This is a genomic window from Falsirhodobacter xinxiangensis (assembly GCF_004959935.1).
Taxonomy (GTDB): domain Bacteria; phylum Pseudomonadota; class Alphaproteobacteria; order Rhodobacterales; family Rhodobacteraceae; genus Falsirhodobacter; species Falsirhodobacter xinxiangensis.
Genome location: NZ_SMYN01000005.1, coordinates 147620 through 171132, shown reverse-complemented (window position 1 = coordinate 171132; position 23513 = coordinate 147620). Strand labels below are relative to the sequence as shown.

Annotated in this window: 22 protein-coding genes and 1 riboswitch; of the genes, 15 read left to right on the top strand and 7 right to left on the bottom strand. The window is 66.4% G+C overall.

Going from position 1 to position 23513, the window contains the following annotated elements; genetic code table 11:
* Positions 1-4: 4 nt before the first annotated feature.
* Entirely contained in the window at positions 5-1222 is a 1218-nt protein-coding gene (locus E2K76_RS08470) for a serine protease (protein ID WP_136683864.1), read from the top strand.
* On the opposite strand, the gene E2K76_RS08465 is transcribed toward E2K76_RS08470, so the two are convergent.
* The 3 genes from E2K76_RS08465 to metZ form a co-directional block, all read right to left on the bottom strand.
* The gene (locus E2K76_RS08465; protein ID WP_136683863.1) at positions 1219-2667 is read right to left on the bottom strand and encodes a TrkH family potassium uptake protein; all 1449 of its coding nucleotides are present in this window, start codon (positions 2665-2667) and stop codon (positions 1219-1221) included. The two genes, E2K76_RS08470 and E2K76_RS08465, sit on opposite strands and share 4 nt — an antisense overlap.
* A gap of 90 nt (positions 2668-2757) precedes the next feature.
* Positions 2758-3798 carry a GTP cyclohydrolase FolE2 gene (gene folE2, locus E2K76_RS08460; RefSeq protein ID WP_136683862.1) on the bottom strand — a complete coding sequence of 347 codons (1041 nt, stop codon included), beginning with the start codon at positions 3796-3798 and terminating at the stop codon, positions 2758-2760.
* A gap of 66 nt (positions 3799-3864) precedes the next feature.
* A complete protein-coding gene (gene metZ / locus E2K76_RS08455; RefSeq protein WP_136683861.1) occupies positions 3865-5046 on the bottom strand; it encodes an O-succinylhomoserine sulfhydrylase in 1182 nt (393 codons plus the stop codon).
* A gap of 46 nt (positions 5047-5092) precedes the next feature.
* Positions 5093-5170, bottom strand: a riboswitch (SAM riboswitch).
* A 107-nt stretch (positions 5171-5277) separates the two neighbouring features.
* Between metZ and E2K76_RS08450 the strand changes: the two genes are divergently transcribed.
* Together E2K76_RS08450 and E2K76_RS08445 are read left to right on the top strand one after the other, a co-directional pair.
* On the top strand, positions 5278-6105 hold the full coding sequence (locus E2K76_RS08450) for an alpha/beta hydrolase (protein ID WP_136683860.1): 828 nt from the start codon (positions 5278-5280) through the stop codon (positions 6103-6105).
* A 15-nt stretch (positions 6106-6120) separates the two neighbouring features.
* Positions 6121-6816, top strand: coding sequence for a glutathione S-transferase N-terminal domain-containing protein (locus tag E2K76_RS08445; RefSeq protein WP_136683859.1), 696 nt, complete (start codon positions 6121-6123; stop codon positions 6814-6816).
* On the opposite strand, the gene E2K76_RS08440 is transcribed toward E2K76_RS08445, so the two are convergent.
* The 3 genes from E2K76_RS08440 to ftsY are packed head-to-tail and all read right to left on the bottom strand — an operon-like array spanning position 6813 to position 9262.
* Positions 6813-7403: an inner membrane-spanning protein YciB gene (locus E2K76_RS08440; protein ID WP_136683858.1), complete on the bottom strand. Its 591-nt coding sequence runs from the start codon at positions 7401-7403 to the stop codon at positions 6813-6815. The two genes, E2K76_RS08445 and E2K76_RS08440, sit on opposite strands and share 4 nt — an antisense overlap.
* Positions 7404-7406: 3 nt before the next feature.
* On the bottom strand, positions 7407-8294 hold the full coding sequence (locus E2K76_RS08435; protein ID WP_136683857.1) for a DMT family transporter: 888 nt from the start codon (positions 8292-8294) through the stop codon (positions 7407-7409).
* Positions 8291-9262: a signal recognition particle-docking protein FtsY gene (gene ftsY, locus E2K76_RS08430; RefSeq protein WP_136683856.1), complete on the bottom strand. Its 972-nt coding sequence runs from the start codon at positions 9260-9262 to the stop codon at positions 8291-8293. Before ftsY ends, E2K76_RS08435 begins: the two co-directional genes overlap by 4 nt.
* Positions 9263-9361: 99 nt before the next feature.
* On the opposite strand from ftsY, the gene E2K76_RS08425 reads away from it, so the two are divergent.
* Complete coding sequence (locus E2K76_RS08425) at positions 9362-9751, top strand: hypothetical protein (protein WP_136683855.1); 390 nt, start codon at positions 9362-9364, stop codon at positions 9749-9751.
* On the opposite strand, the gene xseA is transcribed toward E2K76_RS08425, so the two are convergent.
* On the bottom strand, positions 9748-11274 hold the full coding sequence (gene xseA / locus E2K76_RS08420) for an exodeoxyribonuclease VII large subunit (RefSeq protein WP_136683955.1): 1527 nt from the start codon (positions 11272-11274) through the stop codon (positions 9748-9750). The two genes, E2K76_RS08425 and xseA, sit on opposite strands and share 4 nt — an antisense overlap.
* Positions 11275-11344: 70 nt before the next feature.
* On the opposite strand from xseA, the gene purD reads away from it, so the two are divergent.
* From purD to E2K76_RS08365, 11 genes are all read left to right on the top strand, one after another.
* Positions 11345-12607, top strand: coding sequence for a phosphoribosylamine--glycine ligase (purD, locus tag E2K76_RS08415; RefSeq protein ID WP_136683854.1), 1263 nt, complete (start codon positions 11345-11347; stop codon positions 12605-12607).
* A gap of 263 nt (positions 12608-12870) precedes the next feature.
* Positions 12871-14130, top strand: coding sequence for an aspartate kinase (locus E2K76_RS08410; RefSeq protein ID WP_136683853.1), 1260 nt, complete (start codon positions 12871-12873; stop codon positions 14128-14130).
* Positions 14131-14266: 136 nt separating this feature from the next.
* Complete coding sequence (ptsP, locus tag E2K76_RS08405) at positions 14267-16507, top strand: phosphoenolpyruvate--protein phosphotransferase (protein WP_136683852.1); 2241 nt, start codon at positions 14267-14269, stop codon at positions 16505-16507.
* Positions 16508-16553: 46 nt separating this feature from the next.
* The gene (gene alr / locus E2K76_RS08400) at positions 16554-17603 is read left to right on the top strand and encodes an alanine racemase (protein WP_136683851.1); all 1050 of its coding nucleotides are present in this window, start codon (positions 16554-16556) and stop codon (positions 17601-17603) included.
* The gene (locus tag E2K76_RS08395; protein ID WP_136683850.1) at positions 17600-18382 is read left to right on the top strand and encodes an MlaE family ABC transporter permease; all 783 of its coding nucleotides are present in this window, start codon (positions 17600-17602) and stop codon (positions 18380-18382) included. Before alr ends, E2K76_RS08395 begins: the two co-directional genes overlap by 4 nt.
* Entirely contained in the window at positions 18379-19125 is a 747-nt protein-coding gene (locus E2K76_RS08390) for an ABC transporter ATP-binding protein (RefSeq protein ID WP_136683849.1), read from the top strand. The genes E2K76_RS08395 and E2K76_RS08390 overlap by 4 nt, the downstream gene beginning before the upstream one ends.
* Positions 19125-20480: a DNA repair protein RadA gene (gene radA, locus E2K76_RS08385; protein WP_136683848.1), complete on the top strand. Its 1356-nt coding sequence runs from the start codon at positions 19125-19127 to the stop codon at positions 20478-20480. Before E2K76_RS08390 ends, radA begins: the two co-directional genes overlap by 1 nt.
* A gap of 9 nt (positions 20481-20489) precedes the next feature.
* On the top strand, positions 20490-21077 hold the full coding sequence (locus E2K76_RS08380) for a CvpA family protein (protein WP_136683847.1): 588 nt from the start codon (positions 20490-20492) through the stop codon (positions 21075-21077).
* A gap of 86 nt (positions 21078-21163) precedes the next feature.
* On the top strand, positions 21164-22627 hold the full coding sequence (gene purF, locus E2K76_RS08375) for an amidophosphoribosyltransferase (protein ID WP_136683846.1): 1464 nt from the start codon (positions 21164-21166) through the stop codon (positions 22625-22627).
* Positions 22624-23265 (top strand): SDR family NAD(P)-dependent oxidoreductase, encoded by a 642-nt coding sequence (locus E2K76_RS08370; protein WP_136683845.1) that lies wholly within the window; start codon positions 22624-22626, stop codon positions 23263-23265. Before purF ends, E2K76_RS08370 begins: the two co-directional genes overlap by 4 nt.
* Positions 23262-23471, top strand: a complete 210-nt coding sequence (locus E2K76_RS08365) for a hypothetical protein (protein WP_136683844.1) — start codon at positions 23262-23264, stop codon at positions 23469-23471. Before E2K76_RS08370 ends, E2K76_RS08365 begins: the two co-directional genes overlap by 4 nt.
* Positions 23472-23513: the final 42 nt, after the last annotated feature.

Genomic DNA, 23513 nt, shown 5'->3' with positions numbered 1-23513 from the left:
GGGCATGAAACTGGCAATCGCGGGCATGGCGGCCCTTCTGATGGGCTCCAGCGCGCTGGCGCAGGACGCATGGGTGCAGATCGAGGCGCGACCGACGCTGGACGAAGGGCGCGAGCGGGCCGAAACCTATGCCGCCACATTGCCCGACGTTTCGGGGTTCGAGATGACCTCGCGCTGGTTCGTCGTCGCGCTCGGCCCCTATCCGCGCGACGAAGCGCGCGACCTGCTGGGGCAGTTGAAGGACGAGGGGCGCATCCCGGCCGACAGTTACCTGACCGATGGGCTGACCTATCGCGACCGGTTCTGGCCGGCCGCGATGTCGGTCGAGGTGGCGCCGGTCGCGCCCACCGTCCTGACGGCCGAGGAGGCCGAAGCCGCGCTGACGCCCGAATACCGGATCGAGGTGCAGGCGGCGCTGAAATGGTTCGGCTTCTACGACTCGGCGCTGGATGGCGCGTTCGGCCCCGGCACCCGCGCGTCGATGGCGGCATGGCAGGCGGCGCAAGGGGCGGAGGAGACGGGCGTTCTGACCCCGGACCAGCAGGGCGTGCTGATCTCGGGCCATCAGCGCGCGATGGCCGAGATCGCAGCAGCGCAGGCCGGTCCCGCGCCGACCTCGCTGACCGAAGATCAACGCCGCGCGCTGGTGGCGGGGCTGGAAGCGCCGCAGCCGATCCGCGCGCGGTCGGGGTTCTTCGTCGATGCGCGCGGATCGGTGCTGACCAGCGCCGAAGCGGTGGCCGATTGCGGACGCATCACCCTGGAACGCGGCATTCCCGCCACCGTCGCCCGGACTGGCGAGGGGCTGGCCCTGCTGACGCCGGGCACGCCGTTGGCCCCGCCCGGCGTCGCGCGATTTGCCGCGCCGCAGGCGGGGGCGCAGATCGCCGTTGCAGGCTATTCCTTCGAAGGGCTGCCCGCCCCGGCGATCACCTTCGGGCACCTGACCTCGGTCGGTGACATCTCGCAACTGGAGCTTGCCGCCCTGCCGGGCGATGCGGGTGGGCCGGTGATGGATCAAAGCGGTGCGGTCATCGGGATGCTGCTGCCAAAGGCCGATGACATGCGCCAACTGCCCGAAGGGGTGGAGTTCGCCATGCCCGCTGCGGGGCTGACCCGCTGGCTTGGAACGGAAACGGGCGATACGGGCGCGCCGCTGACGCCGAATGCGCTGACCCGCGCGGGCAGCGCGATGACGGTGCAGGTGTCCTGCTGGCGCTAACGCTGCCAGAAGCGGGGCATCAGCAGGACATAGACGGTCAGAAGCTCCAGCCGCCCGACCAGCATCCCGACGATCATCACCCATTTGGCGGATTCCGGGAAACCGATCACCGCCCCCGTCGGCCCGACGCCTGACCCAAAGACCGGGCCAACATTGGCGATCGACGTCCACGCGGCGGTGATCGAGGCGCGCACGTCCAGCCCGGTCAGCGACAGCATCACCGCCAGCACGCCGAAGGTCAGGATGAACATGGTGAAGAACAGGATCACCGAATCGATCACGTCCTGCGTCACCACCTTTCCGTCATAGCGCACGGCGATCACGGCACTGGGCGAATGCAGGCGGCGGATCTGCACCTTGATCGCCTGAAACAGGATGAGATAGCGGAAGACCTTCACCGAACAGCCCGTCGATGATGTGCAGCCCCCGATCAGCCCGACGATGATCAGCACCAGTATCGGGAACGTGCCCCATTGCGTCAGGTCCACACTGGTGAACCCTGTGCCGGAGAAGGAGGAGGAGACGTTGAACGTCGTCTCGCGCAGCGTCGCCCAGAACGGCGCGTCGCGGGTCACGATCTCGTATCCGAGGATGGCGACGATGGCGTAGGCGTGCCAGCGCAGATAGGCGCGGATCTGCGGGTCGCGCCAGAACGGAACGTATGATCCGTGCAGCATCTGGACATAGCGGATGAAGGGCAGCGTCGCCGCGATCATGAAGACCACCGCCGCGTATTCCGCCGCCCCGGCATAGGGCGCGAAGGAGGCGTCGTTCGATGAAAACCCGCCGGTGGATACGGTGCCCAGCGCGTGCATCAGCGCGTCGAACCCGTTCATCCCCAGCATGTTGAAGACGAGAACACAGGCGACGGTCATCCCGACATAGACCTGAATGAGCGCAGACGAGATGTCCATCGCGCGGGGCAGGATCTTGCCAAGGGTGTCGAAGCCTTCGGATTTGAAGAACTGCATCCCCCCGACCTTCATCACGGGCAGGAACAGCATGGCGACGATGACGATGCCAAGCCCGCCCAGCCAATGCAGGATGCCGCGCCAGAGGTTCGCGCCGAGCGGCAGATCGTCCAGCCGCTCGAACACCGTCGTCCCGGTGGTGGTCATGCCCGACACGCTTTCGAACAGCGCGTCGATGAAACTGGCATTCGGCTGGCCCAGCATCAGAGGCAAGGCGCCGAAGACCGGAAGCGCGACCCAGACGCCGACGGTCAGCAGGAATATCTGCTGAAGGTTCATGCTGCGCGCCGTGCCGTTGGCGCAGGCGATGGCGACCGCCAGCCCAAGCGTCGCTGTGATGATCGCGGATTCAAGGAAGGCCAGCCAGTTGTCGTCACCCGAGGCCCAGTCGATCAGCATCGGAAACACCATCGCCACCCCAAGGGCAGCGACGAGCAGGCCGATCACATATCCGACGGGGCGCAAGTCGATCATCGCCCAAACGCTTGGACGGGTGGCGCATTCCTGTCAAGCGGGGGAACCGGACCTCGGGGGCATCGAGCCCCGCTCGGTCCGGGCTGCCGCCTACCCTACATGGAACAGGGTGGAGAAAAGACGCGGGTCGAGGCTGGCGGCGGCGAAGGTCTCGCCCTCGGTCAGAACGGAGACCGCGTCGTGGGAATGCAGCGACTCCTGATGGCTGGCCACGACGCGGAAATCGCCGATCCGCGGGTCGGCCTGAAGCCCGGCACAGAAGCTGCGGGCGGCATCCTCGACGAAGATCGGGTTGGCGGCGTTCAGCTCAGCAAATGCCTGCTCGTCCTCGCGTTTCACCATCACCTGCGTTTCCGTGGGGACGGCGGCGCGCGCCAGATCGATCAGATCCTCGAACCACAGCCGGTTCGGGCCGCGCATTTCCACCGAAATCCGGGCGACCGATCGCTGGGAATGCGGCGTTGCAAGCTGCCCGCGCGTCTGGCGTGCGTGTTCGGACAGTTCCAGCGAACAGGGGCAGGTCGAGGAATAGACGTAGTCGAGGTGAATGATCTTGCGCCGCACCGCGCCCGCATCCACCAACTCCAGCGCGATGTCGTAATACTGCCACCCAGACAGACCCGAGCGCAGCGAACGCACCCGAACCGGGAACGAAAACCGCATCTGGATGCGTGCGTCGAAACTGCCGAGGTCGCGTTTGTAATCCTCCAGCGCGTGCTCGATCACCTCGATGGAAAAATCGCGTTCGGCATGGGCATAGAAGGACCGCATGATGCGGCTCATGTTGATGCCCTTCTTCTCGGCCTCCAGACTGACGGTGCCGGTGACGGAGGTTTCCAACATCGTCTCGCCGCCGTCGCGCAGCCGGTATCGGATCGGCAGGCGGAAGTTGGAAATCCCGACATGCTGGATCACCGCCTGCGCGCCGACGATCAGGCTGCTGGGGCCATTCTGAAGGTCCGGCAGCGTGGCGCGATAAGCCTCGTCCGCCAAAAACCCCTCGGGATAGCTGCGCGACAGTTCGGGATAGGCGCGAAGCACCGGATCGGGATGGGCGGCGGCATAGGCGCGCAGCACCGCAAGCGCGGCTTCGGCCTCTTCCCGGCTGGGGGCGTCATCAAGCATGTTCATCGCAACTCCCTCGGGCGGCGCGGCCAATATAGGCTGCGCCGCACAGGTTCCCAAGGTCCGACTGCGTCAGATCGCGTCCAAAGCGCGACGCAGATCGGCGATCAGGTCGTCCGCATCCTCAAGGCCAACTGAAAGACGCACGAGGCCGGGGGTGATGCCCAGCGTCGCCTTCTGGTCTTCGGGAAGGCGCTGGTGGGTGGTCGTGGCGGGATGGGTCGCGATGGATTTCGCATCGCCCAGATTATTGGAAATCTTGATGATCTCCAGCGCGTTCAGGAAGCGGAAGGCCGCGTCCTTGCCCGCCGCGATCTCCAGCGCGATCATGGTGCCGCCGCTGCCCATCTGCGCGGTTGCCAGCGCCTTGTGCGGGTGGCTGTCCAGCGACGGATGGATCACGCGCGACAGGCGCGCATCGCAGTCCAGCGCGGTCGCGATCTTCAGCGCGGATTCGGCCATCGCGCGGCAGCGCAGGTCCAGCGTCGCCATGCCGTTCAGCATGATCCACGCGTTGAATGGGCTCATGGAGCCGCCGGTATGCTTCATATACGGCTCCAGCGTGCCGCGGATGTATTCGGTGGTGCCGCAGACGACGCCGCCCAGCGCACGCCCCTGCCCGTCGATATGCTTGGTGGTGGAATAGATCACCACATCCGCGCCCAGTTCGACCGCCTTGGAAAAGATCGGAGTGGCGAACACGTTGTCCACCACCACCAGCGCGCCGACGGCATGGGCAAGTTCTGCGACAGCCTTGATGTCGATCACCTCCAGCGTCGGGTTCGAGACGGATTCGAAGAACACCGCCTTGGTGCCCGGCGTCAGGGCCGCGCGCCATTGCTCGATATCCGTGCCGTCCACCAGCACGATCTCCACCCCGAAGCGGCCAAGGATCTCCTCGAGGATGTAAAGACACGACCCGAACAGCGCCCGCGCAGCGACCACGCGGTCCCCCGCGCGGCAAAGCGAGACCAGCGCGCCGTTGACCGCCGCCATGCCCGACGCGGTGGCGAAGGCATCCTCGGTCCCTTCGATCGCCGCGATGCGTTCTTCGAACATCCGCGTCGTCGGGTTGCCGTAACGGGCATAGATGAACTGATCGCCCTCGGTCTTGACGAACCGGGCTTCGGCGGATTCGGCGCTGTCATAGACGAACCCTTGGGTCAGGAAGATCGCCTCGGCCATCTCGCCATACTGGCTGCGGCGGCTGCCGGTATGCACGAGCTGCGTGCGGGTTTTCCAATCCTTGGCCATCTTCCGTCCTTTTCGACAACAAAAAGCCCCCGAACGCCGGATGCGCGGGGGCCAAAGCCTCACCTCTTTAGCGGTTTGTTTAACGTGGCCCGCAATCCGGTATCAAAGCGCCACATCCGCGGGGTTACGCCCCGGCGCGGGCCGCGTCAACCTTCATCCGCATGTCACCCGGCTGTCACGGCGGTTTCGCCTTTGGCGTGCATGGTCGTGGCAATCGGAAAGGAGTGATCCATGCCGGTCGCCGTAAATGCCGTGGGACGCATTCCGGTCGAACAGATCGCGGGCAGCCTTGATCGGGCGCCCGGCGCCCCTGTCACGATCATGATCCACGGATACAGGTATTCGCCGCTGCTTCCGGCTGCCGATCCCCACCGCATCCTGTTCGCCCCCGGCGCATGGCCGCGCCAGCTTGGCACCTCCTGCATCGGTTTCGGCTGGGATGCCTGCGGGTCGATCTGGCGCGCAAGGGCCAAGGCGGCCGAAGCAGGCCGCGCGCTGGCCACCCTGATCGAGCGGGTCGGCCCCGTGTCGATCATCGCGCACAGCCTTGGCGCGCGGGTCGCCCTGTCGGCCCTTCCCCATCTGCGCCCCGGCAGCGTGCCCCGCATGGTCCTGCTGGCGGGGGCCGAGTTCACGGACACTGCCGAAGCCGCCCTGAACGGCAGCGGGCCCGAGGTGCTGAACATCACCAGCCGCGAAAACGACGGCTACGATTTTCTTTACGAGACGCTGACCGCCCCGCTGTCGGGCCGCCGCACCATCGCAGCCATGCCGAGCCGTCCGGGCCTCGTGACCGTCCAGATCGATTCCGAGGCGCATCGCGCGGGGCTGGCGCGGCTGGGCTTTCCCATCGCGGGCCCCGAAAAGCGCGTCTGCCACTGGTCCTGTTATTCCCGCCCCGGGCTGTTCCCGCTGTATCGCCGGTTCCTGAACGACGCCCTTCCCTTGCCCAGCCTGCGCGCCGCGCTTGTCGATGCGCCCGACCCGCGCTGGGCCCGTCTGATGTCCGGCGGCAGGGGTGGCGATGCGCGCGGCATCGCCCTAAGCTCTGGTGTCTAACGGAAAGGCAGCAGCATGATCGACCTGTATTACTGGCCCACCCCGAACGGCCACAAGATCACCATCGCGCTGGAGGAGCTTGGGCTTCCCTATACCATCCACCCGGTGAACATCGGCAAGGGCGATCAATTCGCGCCGGACTTCCTGAAGATCGCGCCGAACAACCGGATGCCTGCGATCATCGACCATGACGGCCCGGACGGCATGCCGGTGTCGATCTTCGAATCCGGTGCCATCCTGCAGTATCTGGGGCGCAAGACGGGCAAGCTGTCGGGCAGCATCGAACGCGAACGCATCGCGGTCGAGGAATGGTTGATGTGGCAGATGGGCGGCGTCGGCCCGATGGCGGGTCAGGCGCATCATTTCCTGAACTATGCCCCGACGATGGAGCCGCCGCAGGTGCTGCCCTATGCGCAGGACCGTTACCGCAACGAGGTGGAGCGGCTGTATGGCGTGCTGGACAAGCGGTTGGCAGACCACGAATTCGTCGCGGGCGATTTCCTGTCCATCGCCGATTGCGCGATCTGGCCTTGGGCGATGGGCTGGGAAAAGCAGCAGCAGACCCTGGACGACAAGCCCCACTTCGCCCGCTGGCTCAAGGCGCTTGAGAACCGCCCCGCCTTTGCCAAGGGCCGCGCCGTCGGGGCCGAGCTGCGCAGCGATCTGACCACCGACCGCGAGGCGCAGAAGATCCTGTTCGGAAAACGCTAGGCGTTTTCGATCCCATAACGTTTCAGAAGGCCGCCCTGCGTCATGAAGAAGGCGAAAAGGGCGGCCGGCATGGCGAAGGTCTCGAACGTGACCCATGTCGCCTCGCTGAAGAAGCGCCAGACGATCTCGTTCGAAATCGCAAGCCCGAAGAACATCGCGCACAGCCGTTTGGTCAGGATCATCCAGCCTTCGGGTTGAAGCGGCATCGCCTCCTCCATCACGAACCGCAGATAGCTTTGGCCGCGCAGCAGCCCGAAGCCAAGGATCGCGCCGAACAGCCCGTTCACGATGGTCGGCTTGATCTTGATGAACCGATCGTCGTTCAGCCAGACCGACATCCCGCCGAACACCACCACCATGACCACCGTCACCACCTGCATCCGCGACAGCTTGCCCGTCAGCGCCCAGAGGATCGCGGTCGTCGCGATCAACACCGGGATGAACGCCGCCGTCACCACGATGAAGCCGCTGTATTCCGTGCTGCCGAAGGTGAAGACCTGATCCTTCAGCTTCACATAGGCGACGAAGAAGGCAATCACCGGGCCAAGCTCCAGCACCATCTTCACGATCGGGTTCACTTTACGCATATTCTATCCTGCCTGCACCAAGACCGCGCCAAGCGCGATGCCGCCCATCAGCGCGATCCGCGCGGGCGTAGACTTTTCACCCAGGAACACCCATCCGATCAAGGCGGCAAAAAGCGTCGAGGTTTCACGAAGTGACGAGACTTCGGCAACCTTGCCCAGCCGCGTGCCCAGCATCACGCCGCCGAAGCTGACAAAGGCCGCCAGTGCCCCGATGGCCCCGCGCCACATCAGCGGGCGGAACCACGCCACCCCGCGCCGTGCGGCGACGAGGATCGGGAAATCGAACGCGGTCAGAAAGAAGAACCATGCCAGAAAGCCGAACGGATTCTCCCACAGCCGGATCGCCCAAGCGTCATAGGTGGTATAGACCGCGACCGTGACCCCCGCGACCAACGCCCAGCCGATGGCGGCGATCAAAAGCGCGCGCCCCACCGGAGCGGCCCGCAGGTTCAACGCCGCAAGACACAGGATCGAGGCCGAAAGCACGCTGACCCCCAGCCACTGGATGCCGCCGTAATGCTCGCCCAGAAAGGCGGCGGCGAAGGCCAGCGTCACCATCGGCCCCGTCCCCCGCACCACCGGATAGACGACGGTATAGGCCCCGCGTTCGTATGCCAGCGCCATGGTCAGCTTGTAGACGAAGTGGATGCACATCGCACCCGCCAGCACGGCCCATTCGATCCCCTGCGGCCAAGGCACCAGAAACAGCGCAAGCGGCGCGGCAAAGACGATCATCCATGAATCGATCGCGGCGCGGCTGACCCAAGGGTCGTGCCGGCCCTTTTGCAATGCGCCGAAGCAGGCATGGGAAAAAGCGGACGCAAGCGCAAGCAGGATCGCCAGCCGCGCACCCTCGGGCGTGCCCTCCAGCGCGGTGATCAATTCGGTCACCTCGTTTCCAGACCCACCAGCGCGCGGGCGAATTCATCGGGATCGAACGGGGCCAGATCGTCGATCTGCTCGCCCACGCCGATGGCATGGATCGGCAGGCCGAACCTGTCCGCCAGCGCCACCAGCACCCCGCCCCGCGCGGTGCCGTCCAGCTTGGTCATCACGAGGCCCGACACATCGGCCAGCTTCTGGAACGTCTCGACCTGCCCCACCGCGTTCTGGCCGGTGGTCGCGTCCAGCACCAGAAGCGTGTTGTGCGGCGCGGTCGGATCCTTCTTGCGGATGACGCGGACGATCTTGGACAGCTCCTCCATCAGGTCGGCCCGGTTCTGCAGCCGCCCTGCGGTGTCGATCATCAGAAGGTCGGCGCCCTCCGCCTCCGCCTTGGTCATCGCATCGAAGGCAAGGCTGGCGGGGTCCGACCCTTCGGGCGCGGTCATCACCGGAACGCCGGCGCGCTGGCCCCAGACCTGCAACTGTTCGACCGCCGCCGCGCGGAACGTATCCCCCGCCGCGATCACCACCGATTTGCCCGCCGCGCGGAACTGGCTGGCCAGCTTGCCGATGGTCGTCGTCTTGCCCGACCCGTTCACGCCCACGACCAGCACCACCTGCGGGCGCTGGCGCGTCAGCGGCATGGGCCGCGCCACGGGTTCCATGATTCGCGCCACCTCGGCGGCCAGCGCCTCGCGGATTTCCGTCGTCGTCACGCGGCGCCCGAACCGGCCTTCGGCGATGTTGGCCGCGACACGCAACGAGGTGTCCACCCCCATGTCGGCGGCGATCAGCACCTCCTCCAGCCCTTCCAGCATCGCGTCGTCGAATTCGCGCTTCGGCTCGGTGCCGGTGATGCGGTTCAGGATGCCGGGCTTGGGCGCCTCCTCGGCCACGACCTGCTCGATCCCCTCGCCGATCTTGTCGGACGAGCGCCACATCCGGTCGCGCAGCTTGCTGAAGAAGGACGCCATCCGGGCCTCGCATTAGGGGTTTGCCATCAACTAGGGCCTTTGCCGCGCCCCCGCAACCGTGACTGGCCATGCGGCGGGGGTTCTGGCAAGGTTGCCGGCATGAAAAAGTTGCTGCTGATTGCCCTGTTCGCCACCCCCGCCCTTGCCCAGGACCCGATGACGGCGGGCGAGTTCGAGGCCTATGCCACCGGCAAGACGCTGTCCTATGCGCAGGGCGGCACGATCTTCGGGACCGAGCAATACCTGCCGGGCCGTCGCGTGATGTGGGCGTTCGAAGGGGACGAATGCCAGAAGGGCAAATGGTATCCCGAGGGGCAGCAGATCTGCTTCACCTATGACCACGGCGGCCCGCCGCAATGCTGGACCTTCTGGCAGGGCGACAAGGGCTTGCGCGCCCGTTTCGCCGGCGACCCCGAGGGGATGGAATATTCCGAGGTCGGCCAGTCGCCCAAACCCCTGAACTGCCCCGGCCCCGACGTCGGGGTCTAGAACAGCGATCCTTGGACGGGCGGGGCGGCCTTCGCCTTCTTCTTCGCGCCCAGCATCAGCCGACCGTCGTGGAATTCGGCCTCCAGCACCGCGGCCTTCCCGGCTTCGGCTTTCGAGGTGACGACTTCGCCATCGCCGCGGATCACGACGTAACCGCGCGCCAGCGTCTCTTGGTATCCCAGCGTCTGGCGCAGACGGTCGGTCGATTCAAGGCGATCCGCCAGCGCGCGCAGCCGCAGCGCAGGCTCCAGCCGCGCGGCCAGCGCATCCAGCGTGGCGCGGGCGCGGGCGGCATCGCGCGCCGCTTCGGCCACCGCACGGGCGAAGGCCGGGTCCAGCCGCTTGCCTGCCGAGGCGAGCCGGTCGGCGCTGCGTTCGGTGCGGCGGGTCAGGCTGTCCTCGGGGCGCAGCATCGCCAGCCGGTCCCGCCCCCGCGCCACCAGATCGGCCAGAAGCCGGGGCCGCAGATGCGCCGCCAGCGGATCGAGCCGCCCCCGCCGCCGCGTGATGCCAAGTCCCAGCGCCCCGTCCAGCCGCCCGGCCCAAAGGTCATGCCGCTGCGCCGCCGTCTGCGTCAGGCTTTCGGGGCGTGGCAGCGCACGGGCCAGATCGCGGAGCCGCTGCGCCCGGTTCACGAAGCCGGTGCTGACGCAGCGCGACAGGGCCGCCCCGCGCTGATCGACCGCCGCCAGAAGTTCATGACGAACCGGCACCGCCATCTCCGCAGCCGCCGTCGGCGTCGGCGCGCGGCGGTCCGAGGCATAGTCGATCAGCGTCGTATCCGTCTCGTGCCCCACGGCGGAAATCAACGGGATGCGCGATTCGGCCGCCGCCCGCACCACGATCTCCTCGTTGAAGCCCCACAGATCCTCCAGCGATCCGCCGCCGCGTGCGACGATCAGCAGGTCCGGCTTCGGCATCCCGTCCGGCATGGCGTTGAAACCGCGAATGGCGGCGGCGACCTCGGGGGCGCATTTCTCGCCCTGAACGGCGACGGGCCAGATCAGGACGTGGCGCGGAAACCGATCGCGCAGCCGGTGCAGAATGTCGCGGATCACCGCACCCGAGGGCGAGGTGACGACGCCGATCACCTCGGGCAGCCATGGCAGCGGGCGCTTGCGGTCCTCGTCGAACAGCCCCTCGGCGGCCAGCGCCTTGCGGCGTTTTTCCAGCATGGCCATCAACGCGCCTGCGCCTGCGGGACGGATGTCGTCGATGATCAACTGGTATTTCGACTGTCCGGGAAAGGTTGTCATCCGGCCCGTGGCGATGACCTCCATCCCCTCCTCGGGGCGGACGGTCAGCCGGGACGCCTGCCCCTTCCACGTGATCGCCGCGATGACGCTGCGGTCATCCTTCAGGTCGTAATACAGATGCCCGGACGCGGGACGTGAGACGCGCCCGATCTCTCCGCGCACGCGGACCTGGCCGAACTCCCCCTCGATCACGCGTTTGACCGCGCCCGAAAGCTCGGACACGGTGAAATCATGCGCGTTGTCGTCGGGTGTTTCGAACAGGTCCATCTTGGCCTTCTTGCGGTTTTTCGGGCCCGACCCTAGAACGCCGGGGCGGAAAGGCCAAGCGGGGGCGGCGATGAACATTCTTATCCTGGGCAGCGGCGGGCGCGAACATGCGCTGGCATGGGCGGTGAAACAGAACCCGAAATGCGACCGGCTGATCGTTGCGCCGGGCAATGCCGGGATCGCCATGATCGCCGAATGCGCCAGCTTCGACATCCTTGACGGCGCCCGCGTGGTGGAGTTCTGCGAGGAGAACGCCATCGACTTCGTGATCGTCGGCCCCGAGGCGCCGCTGGCTGCCGGGGTTGCCGATGCGCTGCGGGCGGCGGGCATTCTGACGTTCGGCCCCTCTGCAAAAGCCGCGCAGATCGAGGCGTCCAAGGCCTTTACCAAAGAGCTGTGCGACGCCTGCGGTGCGCCCACCGCCGCCTATGCCCGCTTTACCGAGGCCGAGCCCGCCCGCGCCTATATCCGGGCCCAAGGCGCGCCGATCGTGGTCAAGGCCGACGGTCTGGCCGCCGGCAAGGGCGTGATCGTGGCGATGAGCGAGGACGAGGCGCTGGCCGCCATCGACGACATGTTCGGCGGCGAATTCGGCGCAGCCGGGGCCGAGGTGGTGATCGAGGAGTTCATGGACGGCGAGGAGGCCAGCTTCTTCCTGCTGACCGACGGCACCCACGTTCTGCCCATCGGCACCGCACAGGACCACAAGCGCGTCTTCGACGGCGACAAGGGGCCCAACACCGGCGGCATGGGGGCCTATTCCCCCGCCCCGGTCCTGACCGATGCCCTCGCGCAGCAGGCGCTGGAGCAGATCGTGCGCCCCTGCGTGGCCGAGCTTGCACGGCGCGGCACCCCCTATCAGGGCGTGATCTATGCGGGGCTGATGATCAAGGACGGGCACGCGCGGCTGGTGGAATACAACGCCCGCTTCGGCGATCCGGAATGTCAGGTGCTGATGATGCGCCTTGGTGCGCAGGCGCTGGATCTGATGCTGGCCTGTGCCGAGGAACGGCTGGACCGCGCGCAGGCGACCTGGGCCGACGACCATGCGCTGACCGTGGTGATGGCGGCGAACGGCTATCCCGGCAGCTATGCCAAGGGCAGCGTCATCGGCGGGCTGGACGCCCTGCCCGAAACAAGCAGCCAAATGGTGTTCCATGCCGGGACCGCCGCCAAGGACGGGGCCATCGTCGCGAATGGGGGCCGAGTCCTGAACGTCACCGCACGCGGCGAAACACTGGCCGAAGCGCGGGACCGTGCCTATGCGATGGTGGACGCCATCGACTGGCCCGAAGGCTTCTGCCGCCGCGACATCGGCTGGCGCGCCTTGTGACCGTTAGGGGCTGACGGGCTGAGACATCCCGTCGCCCTTCACGGATCGCCCCCCGGTCTTCGGCCTCCCTGCCGCTGGGTGCAAGCTGCCGGAACGTGGAAATCAGCTCGGCCCCACATCCTGGCCGAAAGGTCTCGGAACGGCCTCAACCGCAAGATTATTTCCTTGGCCGCGCGATCCGCGAAATTTCCCGCGCGCGGGGCTTGCGCGTGTTACATCCGGCTTGTAATCACCCCCCCGATATCCGGGGCTGAGGGGGGACCATGCCACTTCTCGTCATGAAATTCGGCGGCACGTCCGTCGCCGATCTGGCGCGCATCAAGAACGCCGCCGAAAAGGTGAAGAAAGAGGTTGAGCGCGGTTACGACGTGATCGTGATCGTGTCGGCCATGTCGGGCAAGACGAACGAGCTGGTCGGCTGGGTCGAGCAGACATCGCCGCTGTTCGACGCGCGCGAATACGACGCCGTCGTCGCCTCGGGCGAAAACGTGACCGCAGGCCTGATGGCGCTGACGCTTCAGGAAATGGACGTGCCCGCCCGGTCGTGGCAGGGTTGGCAGGTGCCGATCAACACGACCTCGGCCCATTCCTCGGCGCGATTCATGGACATCCCCCGCGCCAATATCGACGCGAAATTCGCCGAAGGCTTCAAGGTCGCGGTCGTCGCGGGCTTTCAGGGCGTGTCCGCCGAAGGCCGCGTGACCACGCTGGGCCGGGGCGGATCGGACACCACCGCCGTCGCCTTCGCTGCCGCCTTCGATGCGGAACGCTGCGACATCTATACCGATGTGGACGGGATCTATACCACCGATCCGCGCATCAGCTCCAAGGCGCGGAAGCTGGAGAAGATCGCGTTCGAGGAGATGCTTGAACTGGCATCCCTTGGCGCCAAGGTTCTCCAGACCCGCTCGGTCGAACTCGCCATGCGCTACAACGTGCGGCTGCGGGTTCTGTCCAGCTTTGAAGACACCGACGAAAACTCCGGCACGCTTGTCTGCGCAGAGGATGATATCATGGAATCGAAAGTCGTCTCCGGCGTCGCCTTCTCCCGCGACGAGGCCAAGATCACCCTGTTCACCATCGAGGACCGCCCCGGCGTCGCCTCGGGCATCTTCGGGCCGCTGGCCGATGCCGGGATCAACGTGGACATGATCGTCCAGAACATCTCGGAAAAGGACTATGACGAAGCGCATCCGGGTGCCGTCACGGACATGACCTTCTCCTGCCCGATCAACCAGGTTCCCCGCGCGAAGAAAGCGCTGGAGGAGGCGCAGGCCGCCGGGCTGGTCAAATACGACGAGTTGATCATCGACGAGGACGTGGCCAAGGTTTCGGTCGTCGGCATCGGCATGCGCTCGCACGCAGGTGTTGCGGCCAAGATGTTCAAGGCCCTGTCCGTGGACGGGATCAACATCAAGGTCATCGCCACCTCCGAAATCAAGATCTCGGTCCTGATCGACCGCCGTTACATGGAACTGGCGGTTCAGGCCCTGCACGACGCGTTCGAGCTGGAAAAAGCCTGAGTTTCAGCAATCCTAGGTTGATCCGGCCCACCGGATCGGCCAAGGTCCGCCGCGGTCATGCCCCCTTGCGCGCATCGCAGGCAGGCGGGACAATGCGACGACATGACGCGTCACGATCAAGCATCTGGGGGGCCTGATGGCGGAACGGACGGACAGCGACAGTCGCAAGCTGCTTCGGCGGCTGCGCGACAGCCTTGCGCTTCCCGGTCAGGGTCAGGACAGGCTGAACCGCATCACGCATCTGATCGCGGATTCCATGGGGTCCGAGGTCTGCTCGATCTATCTGTTCCGTGACGCCGAAACGCTGGAGCTTTATGCGTCCGAAGGGCTGAAGCCCGAATCCGTGCACAAGACCCGCCTGAAACTGGGCGAGGGTCTGGTGGGCCGCGTCGCCCGCGCGGGCAAGCCGCTGAACACCAGCGACGCGCCATCCCAGCCCGGTTTCCGCTATATGCCCGAGACGGGCGAGGAAGCCTATTCGTCCTTTCTTGGCGTGCCTATCCAGCGGGTCGGTGAAAAGCTGGGCGTGCTGGTCGTGCAGTCCAAGAACGCCCGCATCTATTCCGAAGACGAGATCGACGCGCTGGAAGTCGTCGCGATGGTTCTGGCCGAAATGGCCGAACTGGGCGCGTTCAATGGCGAGGGCGACACCTTGGCCAACACGCATCGTCACCCGGTCATGTTCCGCGGCGGCACAGGGCAGGAAGGCGCAGCCGAAGGGCATGTCTGGCTGCACGAGCCGCGCGTCGTCGTGACCAACCCCGTCGCCGACGATCCGCTGACCGAGATCGAACGCATCCGCGAGGCGGTGGGCCGTCTGCGCGTGTCGGTGGACGATCTTCTGTCTGCGGCCTCGCTCGACAAGGAACAGAAGCAGGTTCTGGAAGCCTATCGCATGTTCGCGCATTCGCGCGGCTGGCTGAAGCGGATGGAGGAAGACATCTCGCTTGGCCTGTCGGCCGAGGCTGCGGTGCAGAAGGAACAGTCGGCGGCGCGGGCGCGGATGGAACAGGTGCCGGACGCCTATCTGCGCGACCGGCTGCACGATCTGGACGATCTGGCGAACCGCCTGCTGCGCATCCTGACCGGACAAGGCAAGGATACGGGGGCCGAGATGCCCACCGATCCGGTGCTGGTCGCGCGCAACATCGGCCCGGCGGAGCTTCTGGACTATGGCCGCAAGCTGAAGGGCATCGTGCTGGAGGAAGGCTCGGTCGGCAGCCATGCGGCCATCGTCGCCCGCGCGCTGGCGATCCCGCTGGTCATCCATGCCGAACGCATAACCGCCGAGGCGCTGAACGGCGATCCGATCCTTGTGGACGGCGATCAGGGCATCGTCCACCTGCGCCCCGAGGAAAACGTCGCCCGCGCCTTCCGCGACAAGATTGCGATGCAGGCACAGGCGCAGGAACGCTATGCCTCGCTGCGCAACCTTCCGGCGCAATCGAAATGCGGGCAGGTGACGGCGCTGCACATGAATGCGGGGCTGATGGCCGACCTGCCCTCGCTCGCCCATTCCGGGGCCGAGGGCGTGGGCCTGTTCCGCACCGAGTTGCAGTTCCTGATCCGCAACCAGATGCCCAAGCGCGGCGAATTGGCGCGGCTCTATGCCCGCGTTCTGGATGCTGCCAAGGGCAAGGCGGTCACCTTCCGCACGCTGGACATCGGGTCGGACAAGGTCCTGCCCTATATGAAGCCGCAGGATGAACCGAATCCGGCGATGGGCTGGCGCGCGATCCGCGTGGGCCTCGACAAGCCGGGCGTGCTGCGGATGCAGCTTCAGGCGCTGATCCGCGCCCATGCGGGGCGCGACATGGCCGTCATGTTCCCCTTCATCGCCGAGGGCAGCGAATTCGCCATCGCCCGCGAATCGCTGGAGCGGGAGCTGGAACGCGAATCCGGTCTTGGCCATCCCATCCCTACCGGCGTGAAGATCGGCGCGATGCTGGAAACCCCGGCGCTGGCCTTTGCGCCGGATCGGTTCTTCCGCGGGGTCGATTTCATCTCGATCGGCGGGAACGACCTGAAGCAGTTCTTCTTCGCCGCCGACCGGGAGAACGAGCGCGTCCGCCGCCGCTACGACACGCTATCGGTCAGCTTCCTGACCTTCATCGGCAAGATCGTCGCGCGGTGCGAAGCGACCGACACCGCCCTGTCCTTCTGCGGCGAAGATGCCGGCCGCCCGGTCGAGGCGCTGTGCTTTGCCGCAATGGGAATCCGCACGCTGTCGATGCGCCCCGCCTCCATCGGGCCGGTCAAGGCGCTGCTGCGCCGCGTCGATCTGACCGAGGTTCGCGCCGTCATCGACGAGGCGATGCGCACCTCGGACACGGTGCGCCCGGCGGTCATGTCATGGCTTGCCGATCACCCGGATTGAGCCTTTCCGCTTGACCTTGCTTCGCTGACCTTTGAAACACGGGCCCATGGCAACCGCGACCCTTACCATCGACCTTGACGCCATCGCCGCCAACTGGCGCGCCTTGGACCGCATGTCCGCCCCCGGCACCCAGACGGGCGCCGTCGTGAAGGCGGATGCCTATGGCACCGGCGCGGGGCGCATCTCGCGGGCGCTGGCGCAAGCGGGGGCGCGGCGCTTCTTCGTCGCAGTGGCCGAGGAGGCCGCCGCCGTGCGCGGCGCGCTTGGCCCCGGCCCGCAGATCAACGTCTTCTCCGGCCACATGGCGGGCGATGCCGACATGATCCGCGAGTTGGACCTGACGCCGATGCTCAATTCCATCGACCAGGTCACGCGGCATCTGGAGGTGCTTCCGGGCCATTCCTTCGGCATTCAGCTGGACACCGGCATGAACCGTCTGGGGATGGAGATGCCGGAATGGCAGGCCGTCGCGTCCTTGCTGCTGGATGCGGGGCCGGAAATCATCATGTCCCACCTTGCCTGCGCGGACGAGCCGGACCACCCGATGAACGAGGCACAGCTTGCCGAATTCCATGCCATGACCGACGGCTGCGGCGTTCCGCGATCGCTGTCGGCCACTGGCGGCATTCTGCTGGGCGAGCGGTTCCATTTCGATCTGACCCGCCCGGGGATCGGCCTTTACGCCGCCCGCCCCTATGACGCTGGCACGCCGCCTCTGGTCCTGTCGCTGCCGGTGATCCAGGTGCGCGAAGTCGCGGCGGACGAGGTCGTGGGCTATTCGGCGACATGGCGGGCCGAGGGGCCGTGCTTCGTTGCGACCGTCGCCGCGGGCTATGCCGACGGCATCCATCGCGCGCTGTCGAACAACTGCGCGCTGTGGGCCGGGAACACGCCCTGCCCGATCATCGGGCGCGTGTCGATGGACCTGATCACCGTGGACATCTCGCATCTGGATCACATGCCGGATCGGCTGGACCTGATCGGCCCGCATCAAAGTGCGGATGATCTGGCCGATGCCGCAGGCACCATCGGATACGAGATCCTCACCTCGCTCGGCAACCGCTACCAGCGGCTTTACGCGGGAACGGGCTCATGAGCGTTCTGTCCCCCGTCGCCTCCATCGGGCGCGCGACGCTGTCGCTTCTGGCCTCGCTGGGGCGGATCGCGATCTTTGCGGTGCAGGTGGTCGGGCATATCTTCCGCCCGCCCTTCTATCCGCGCGAGTTTCTGTCGGCCTTGATGCAGATCGGCTGGTTCAGCCTTCCGGTCGTCGGCATGACCGCGCTGTTCACCGGCGGCGCGCTGGCGCTGCAGATCTATGCCGGCGGCGCGCGTTATGGGGCCGAGGCTGCGGTGCCGTCGATCACCGCCATCGGCATGGTGCGCGAACTGGGCCCGGTGCTGGGCGGGCTGATGGTCGCGGCGCGGGTCACATCGTCGATCGCCGCCGAAATCGGCACGATGAAGGTGACCGAACAGATCGACGCGCTGGTCACGCTTTCGACCAACCCGCTGAAATATCTGGCCGTGCCGCGCGTCGTGGCGGCGGTGCTGGTCATGCCGATCCTTGTGGCGGTGGGCGATTCCATCGGCATCGCGGGCGGCTGGCTGGTGGGGGTGAACCAGCTTGGCTTCAACTCTGCCGCCTATCTGCAGAACACGGTCAACTTCCTTGAGTTCTGGGACGTGGCCTCGGGTCTGGTGAAGGGTGCGGCCTTCGGTTTCATCATCGCGCTGATGGGCGTGTTCCACGGCATGAACTCGGGGCGCGGCGCGCAGGGCGTCGGCGCTGCGACGAAATCGGCGGTGGTCGCGGCCTCGGTGCTGATCCTTGCGGCCAACTTCCTGCTGACACGGGTGTTCTTCACCTCATGATCGAGCTTTCCAACGTTCACAAGAAATTCGGATCGAACCGCGTCCTTCAGGGCGTCGATCTGGTGATTCCCAAAGCGACGTCGATGGTCATCATCGGCGGGTCCGGCACCGGCAAATCGGTGCTGCTCAAATCGGTGCTGGGTCTGGTGCGCCCCGACAGCGGCACGATCACGCTGGACGGGCAGGACGTGACGACGGGCGACCGCGATGCCTTCCTCGCGCGCTTCGGGATGCTGTTCCAGGGTGGCGCACTGTTCGATTCGCTGAAGGTGTGGGAAAACGTTGCCTTCCGTCTGCTGCGCGGCGAGCGGAAACTGCCCAAACCGCAGGCGCGCGAGATCGCCATCGAAAAGCTGCGTCGCGTCGGTCTGAAACCCGAAACCGCCGATCAATTTCCGGCGGAATTGTCGGGTGGGATGCAAAAGCGCGTCGGCCTGGCCCGCGCGATTGCGGCCGAACCCGAGATCATCTTCTTCGACGAGCCGACCACCGGCCTCGATCCGATCATGTCTGGCGTCATCAACGACCTGATCCGCGAGATCGTGACCGAGATGGGCGCAACCGCGATGACGATCACGCATGACATGACCTCGGTCCGGGCCATCGCCGACAACGTGGCGATGCTTCACGGCGGCAAGATCCGCTGGACCGGCCCGGTGTCGGAGTTGGACGCGACGGACGATCCCTATGTCCAGCAGTTCATCCACGGTCGCGCGACGGGTCCGATCGAAAGCGTGCGCTGATGGCCAAGGGGCCGTCCTTCACCTGCACGGCCTGCGGCGCGGTTCATCGCAAATGGGCCGGAAAGTGCGATGCCTGTGGCGCATGGAACTCCATCGTCGAGGAATCGCCCCTGACCGCCGGACCCAAAGCCTTGGGCGCGCGCGGCAAGGGGATCGAGCTGACCGACCTTGCGACGCAGGAAGCCCCCCCGCCCCGCGCGCCTTCGGGCATGGACGAACTGGACCGGGTGCTGGGCGGCGGTCTGGTTCCGGCATCGGCGATTCTGGTGGGCGGCGATCCGGGAATCGGGAAATCGACGCTGCTGCTGCAAGCCGCCGCCAGCTTCGCGCGGACGGGGCTGAAATGCCTCTATATCTCGGGCGAGGAAGCGGCCGCGCAGGTGCGGATGCGCGCGCAGCGGCTTGGCCTGACCGATGCGCCCGTGGCCTTGGGGGCCGAGACGAACCTGCGCGACATCCTGACCACGCTGGACAAGGAACGGCCGGCGCTGGCGATCATCGATTCGATCCAGACCATGTGGCTGGACAATGTCGAAAGCGCGCCGGGGTCCGTTTCCCAGGTCCGCGCCGCGGCGCACGAGCTTGTGAACTTCGCCAAGAAACGCGGCGTCGCGATCATCATCGTCGGCCATGTCACCAAAGAGGGCAACATCGCCGGGCCTCGCGTCGTCGAACACATGGTCGATACGGTGCTCTATTTCGAGGGCGAGCGCGGCCACCAGTTCCGCATCCTGCGCGCGGTGAAGAACCGCTTCGGCCCCGCGGACGAGATCGGCGTGTTCGAGATGACGGGCGACGGGTTGCAGCAGGTCGCGAACCCCTCGGCGCTGTTCCTGTCGGACCGCGACAAGCCCGCACCCGGATCGGCGGTGTTCGCCGGGATCGAGGGAACGCGCCCGGTGCTGACCGAGATTCAGGCGCTGGTCGCCCCGTCGCCCTTGGGCACACCCCGCCGCACGGTGGTGGGGCTGGATTCGGGGCGGCTTTCGACAATCCTTGCGGTGCTGGAGGCGCGCTGCGCGATCCCCTTTGCCGGGCTGGACGTATTCCTGAACGTTGCAGGCGGGATGCGCGTGAACGAACCGGCTGCCGATCTTGCCGTCGCCGCCGCGCTTCTGTCGGCGCGCGAGGATGTCGCGATCCCGCCGGAAATGGTGCTTTTCGGTGAAATCAGCCTGTCCGGCGCCCTGCGCCCGGTGTCGCAAACCGAAAACAGGTTGAAAGAAGCCGCGAAACTTGGTTTCACACAGGCGATTGCGCCCAGCCGGTCCAAACTTGGGTCGGCCGAAGGGATGCGCGTCCGACAAATGCCAGACCTGACGGCGTTCGTGGGCGAAATTTTCGGTGCTGGCTGAGGAATAGACATGGACGGCTTTACCATCATCGACGCGGTCGTCGCCGGCGTCATCGTGCTGTCCGCGATCCTCGCCTATTCGCGCGGCCTGATCCGCGAGATCATGGCGATCATCGGCTGGGTCGGCGCCGCCGTTCTGGCCTTCATGTTCGCCGCCAGCGCGCAGCCGCTGATCCGGGAAATCCCGGTCGTGGGCGATTTCATCGGCGACAGCTGCGAGCTTTCGATCATCGCCGCCTTTGCCGCGATCTTCGCCATCGGCCTCGTGCTGATGTCGCTGTTCACGCCGCTGTTTTCCTCGGTCATCCAGAAGACGGCGCTTTCGGGCGTCGATCAGGCGCTGGGCTTCATCTTCGGCGCGGCGCGGGGGATCATCCTCGTGGCCGTGGCGCTGCTGGTCTATGACCGGGCGGTCGGGGCGCAGACGGTGGCGATGGTGGACAATTCGCGCACGGCCAAGGTTTTCGCCAGCTTTCAGGGCAATATCGACGAACAGGTGCCGGAAGATGCGCCGGGCTGGATCGTCGGGCGCTATGAACAACTTGTCAGCGTTTGCGCCGCACCTGCGACGCCCGTGACCCCGGTGCCGCAGAACTGATCCCGATTTCATGAAGGCGGGGTGACAGCGCGCGCCCAAGCGACTATGTGGAGGGCAATCTCCCCACCCGGATTCGGAGCGCGTCTATGCGGCCATTCCTTTCCCACCCCTTCGACGATGACAAGCTGAAGGAGGAGTGCGGCGTCTTCGGCGTCATCGGCGTGGCCGATGCGGCGAATTTCGTGGCGCTCGGCCTTCACGCCTTGCAGCATCGTGGCCAGGAGGCAGGCGGAATCGTTTCCCACCACCCCGAGCACGGGTTCAACTCGGCCCGCCGTTTCGGCTACGTGCGCGACAACTTCACCAACCAGTCGGTGATGGACACGCTGCCGGGGCCCCTTGCCATCGGCCATGTCCGCTATTCGACCGCAGGGCACAAAGGCGCGACCGCGATCCGCGACGTGCAGCCCTTCTTCGGCGAATTCTCGATGGGCGGCGCGGCCATCGCGCATAACGGCAACCTGACGAACGCGGCCCAACTGCGCAAAGAGTTGATCGAGCGTGGGTCGATCTTCCAGTCCTCGTCGGATTCGGAATGCATCATCCATCTGATGGCCCGTTCGATCCAGCGCACCGTGCCCGAACGGATGAAGGATGCGCTGCGCCGCGTCGAAGGCGCGTTCTCGGTCATCGCCATGACGCGTACCAAGCTGGTCGGCGTGCGCGACCCGTTGGGCGTGCGCCCGCTGGTGCTTGGCAAGATCGGCGAAGGCTTCGCACTGTCGTCGGAAACCTGCGGTCTGGACATCATCGGTGCCGAGTTCATCCGAGAGATCGAACCGGGCGAGATGATCGTGATCGAGGACGGCAAGATCACCTCGTCGCGCCCCTTCGCGCCCGCAACCTCGCGGTTCTGCATTTTCGAACATGTTTATTTCTCGCGCCCGGATTCGATCCTCGGCGGGCGTTCGGTCTATGAGACGCGCCGCCAGATCGGGGTGGAGCTTGCGCGCGAGGCTCCGGTCGAGGCCGACCTCGTCTGCCCCGTGCCCGACAGCGGCACCCCGGCGGCGATCGGCTTTTCGCAGGAATCGGGCATCCCCTATGCAATGGGGATCATCCGCAACCAATACATGGGCCGGACCTTCATCGAGCCGACCGAGCAGATCCGCAACATGGGTGTGCGGCTGAAGCTGAACGTGAACCGCGCGCTGGTGAAGGGCAAACGGATCATCCTCGTGGACGATTCGGTGGTGCGCGGCACGACCAGCCGCAAGATCAAGGACATGATCCTCGATGCGGGCGCAGCGGAAGTTCACTTCCGCATCGCATCCCCGCCGACCGCCTGGCCCTGCTTCTATGGCGTCGATACGCCGGAGCGTTCCAAGCTGCTGGCCGCGAACATGTCCGAGGACGAGATGCGCGACTGGATCGGCGTCGATTCACTGCGCTTCATCAGCCTTGACGGGCTGTATCGCGCGGCGGGCGAGGCTGCGGGCCGCAACCCGAAATCGCCGCAATATTGCGACGCCTGCTTCTCGGGCCAATATCCCATCGCGCCTGCCGACAAGCTGGCCGAAGGGTTCGAGATGCAGCAGGCCGCCGAGTGAAGGTCGCGCTGGTCACGGGCGCCTCGCGCGGTCTTGGCGCCGCGCTGGCCGAGGAACTGGCGGCGCAGGGCTGGCACGTCATGGCCGTCGCCCGCACCGTGGGTGGGCTGGAAGAACTGGACGACCGCATCAAGTCGGCCGGCGGCAGTGCCACGCTGGCCCCGATGGACGTGACCGACGAAGGCGCGATGAAGCATTTGTGCCGGTCGATCCATGACCGCTGGGGCGGGCTTGGCTTCTGGGCGCATGCGGCGATCCACGCCGCCCCGCTTGCCCCCGCCGCCCATCTGGACATGAAGGACTGGGACAAGTCGGTCGCGGTGAACGTGCGCACCACCGGCATGCTGATCCCGCTGGTGGAGCCGCTGCTCCGCGCCGGAAACGGCACCGCGCTGTTTCTGGACGACCCCAAGGGTGGGGCGCAGTATCACGCCGCCTATGGCGCGACCAAGGCGGCGCAGATCGCGCTGGCCCGCAGTTGGCAGGCGGAAACGCAGCGCACAGGCCCGCGCGTGTTGATCGCGCAGCCGCAGCCGATGCCCACCGCCACCCGCGCCCGTTTCCACCCGGGCGAGGATCGCAGCCCGCTGGCCGACCCGCGCGGCGAGGCTGTCCGCATTCTGGCCGAAGCGGCATGAAACGTCTTGCGCTGATCCTGCTTCTGGCCGGATGCGATGCCCCGCCCGATATCGGCGCGGTTGATTCTTCCGGCCCCGATCCGGTTCTGCTGCCGCTGGACCAGCTTAACGCGCGCGCGGGCGGCGATCTCTCCGGCCCGCAAACTGCTTCCGATCTGGATGCGCGCGCCGCCGCGTTGCGCGCAAGGGCGGCTGCGCTGCGCTGAAGGGCTGGTCAGCCCTCGCGCAACAGGCTAACAGGCCTTGCG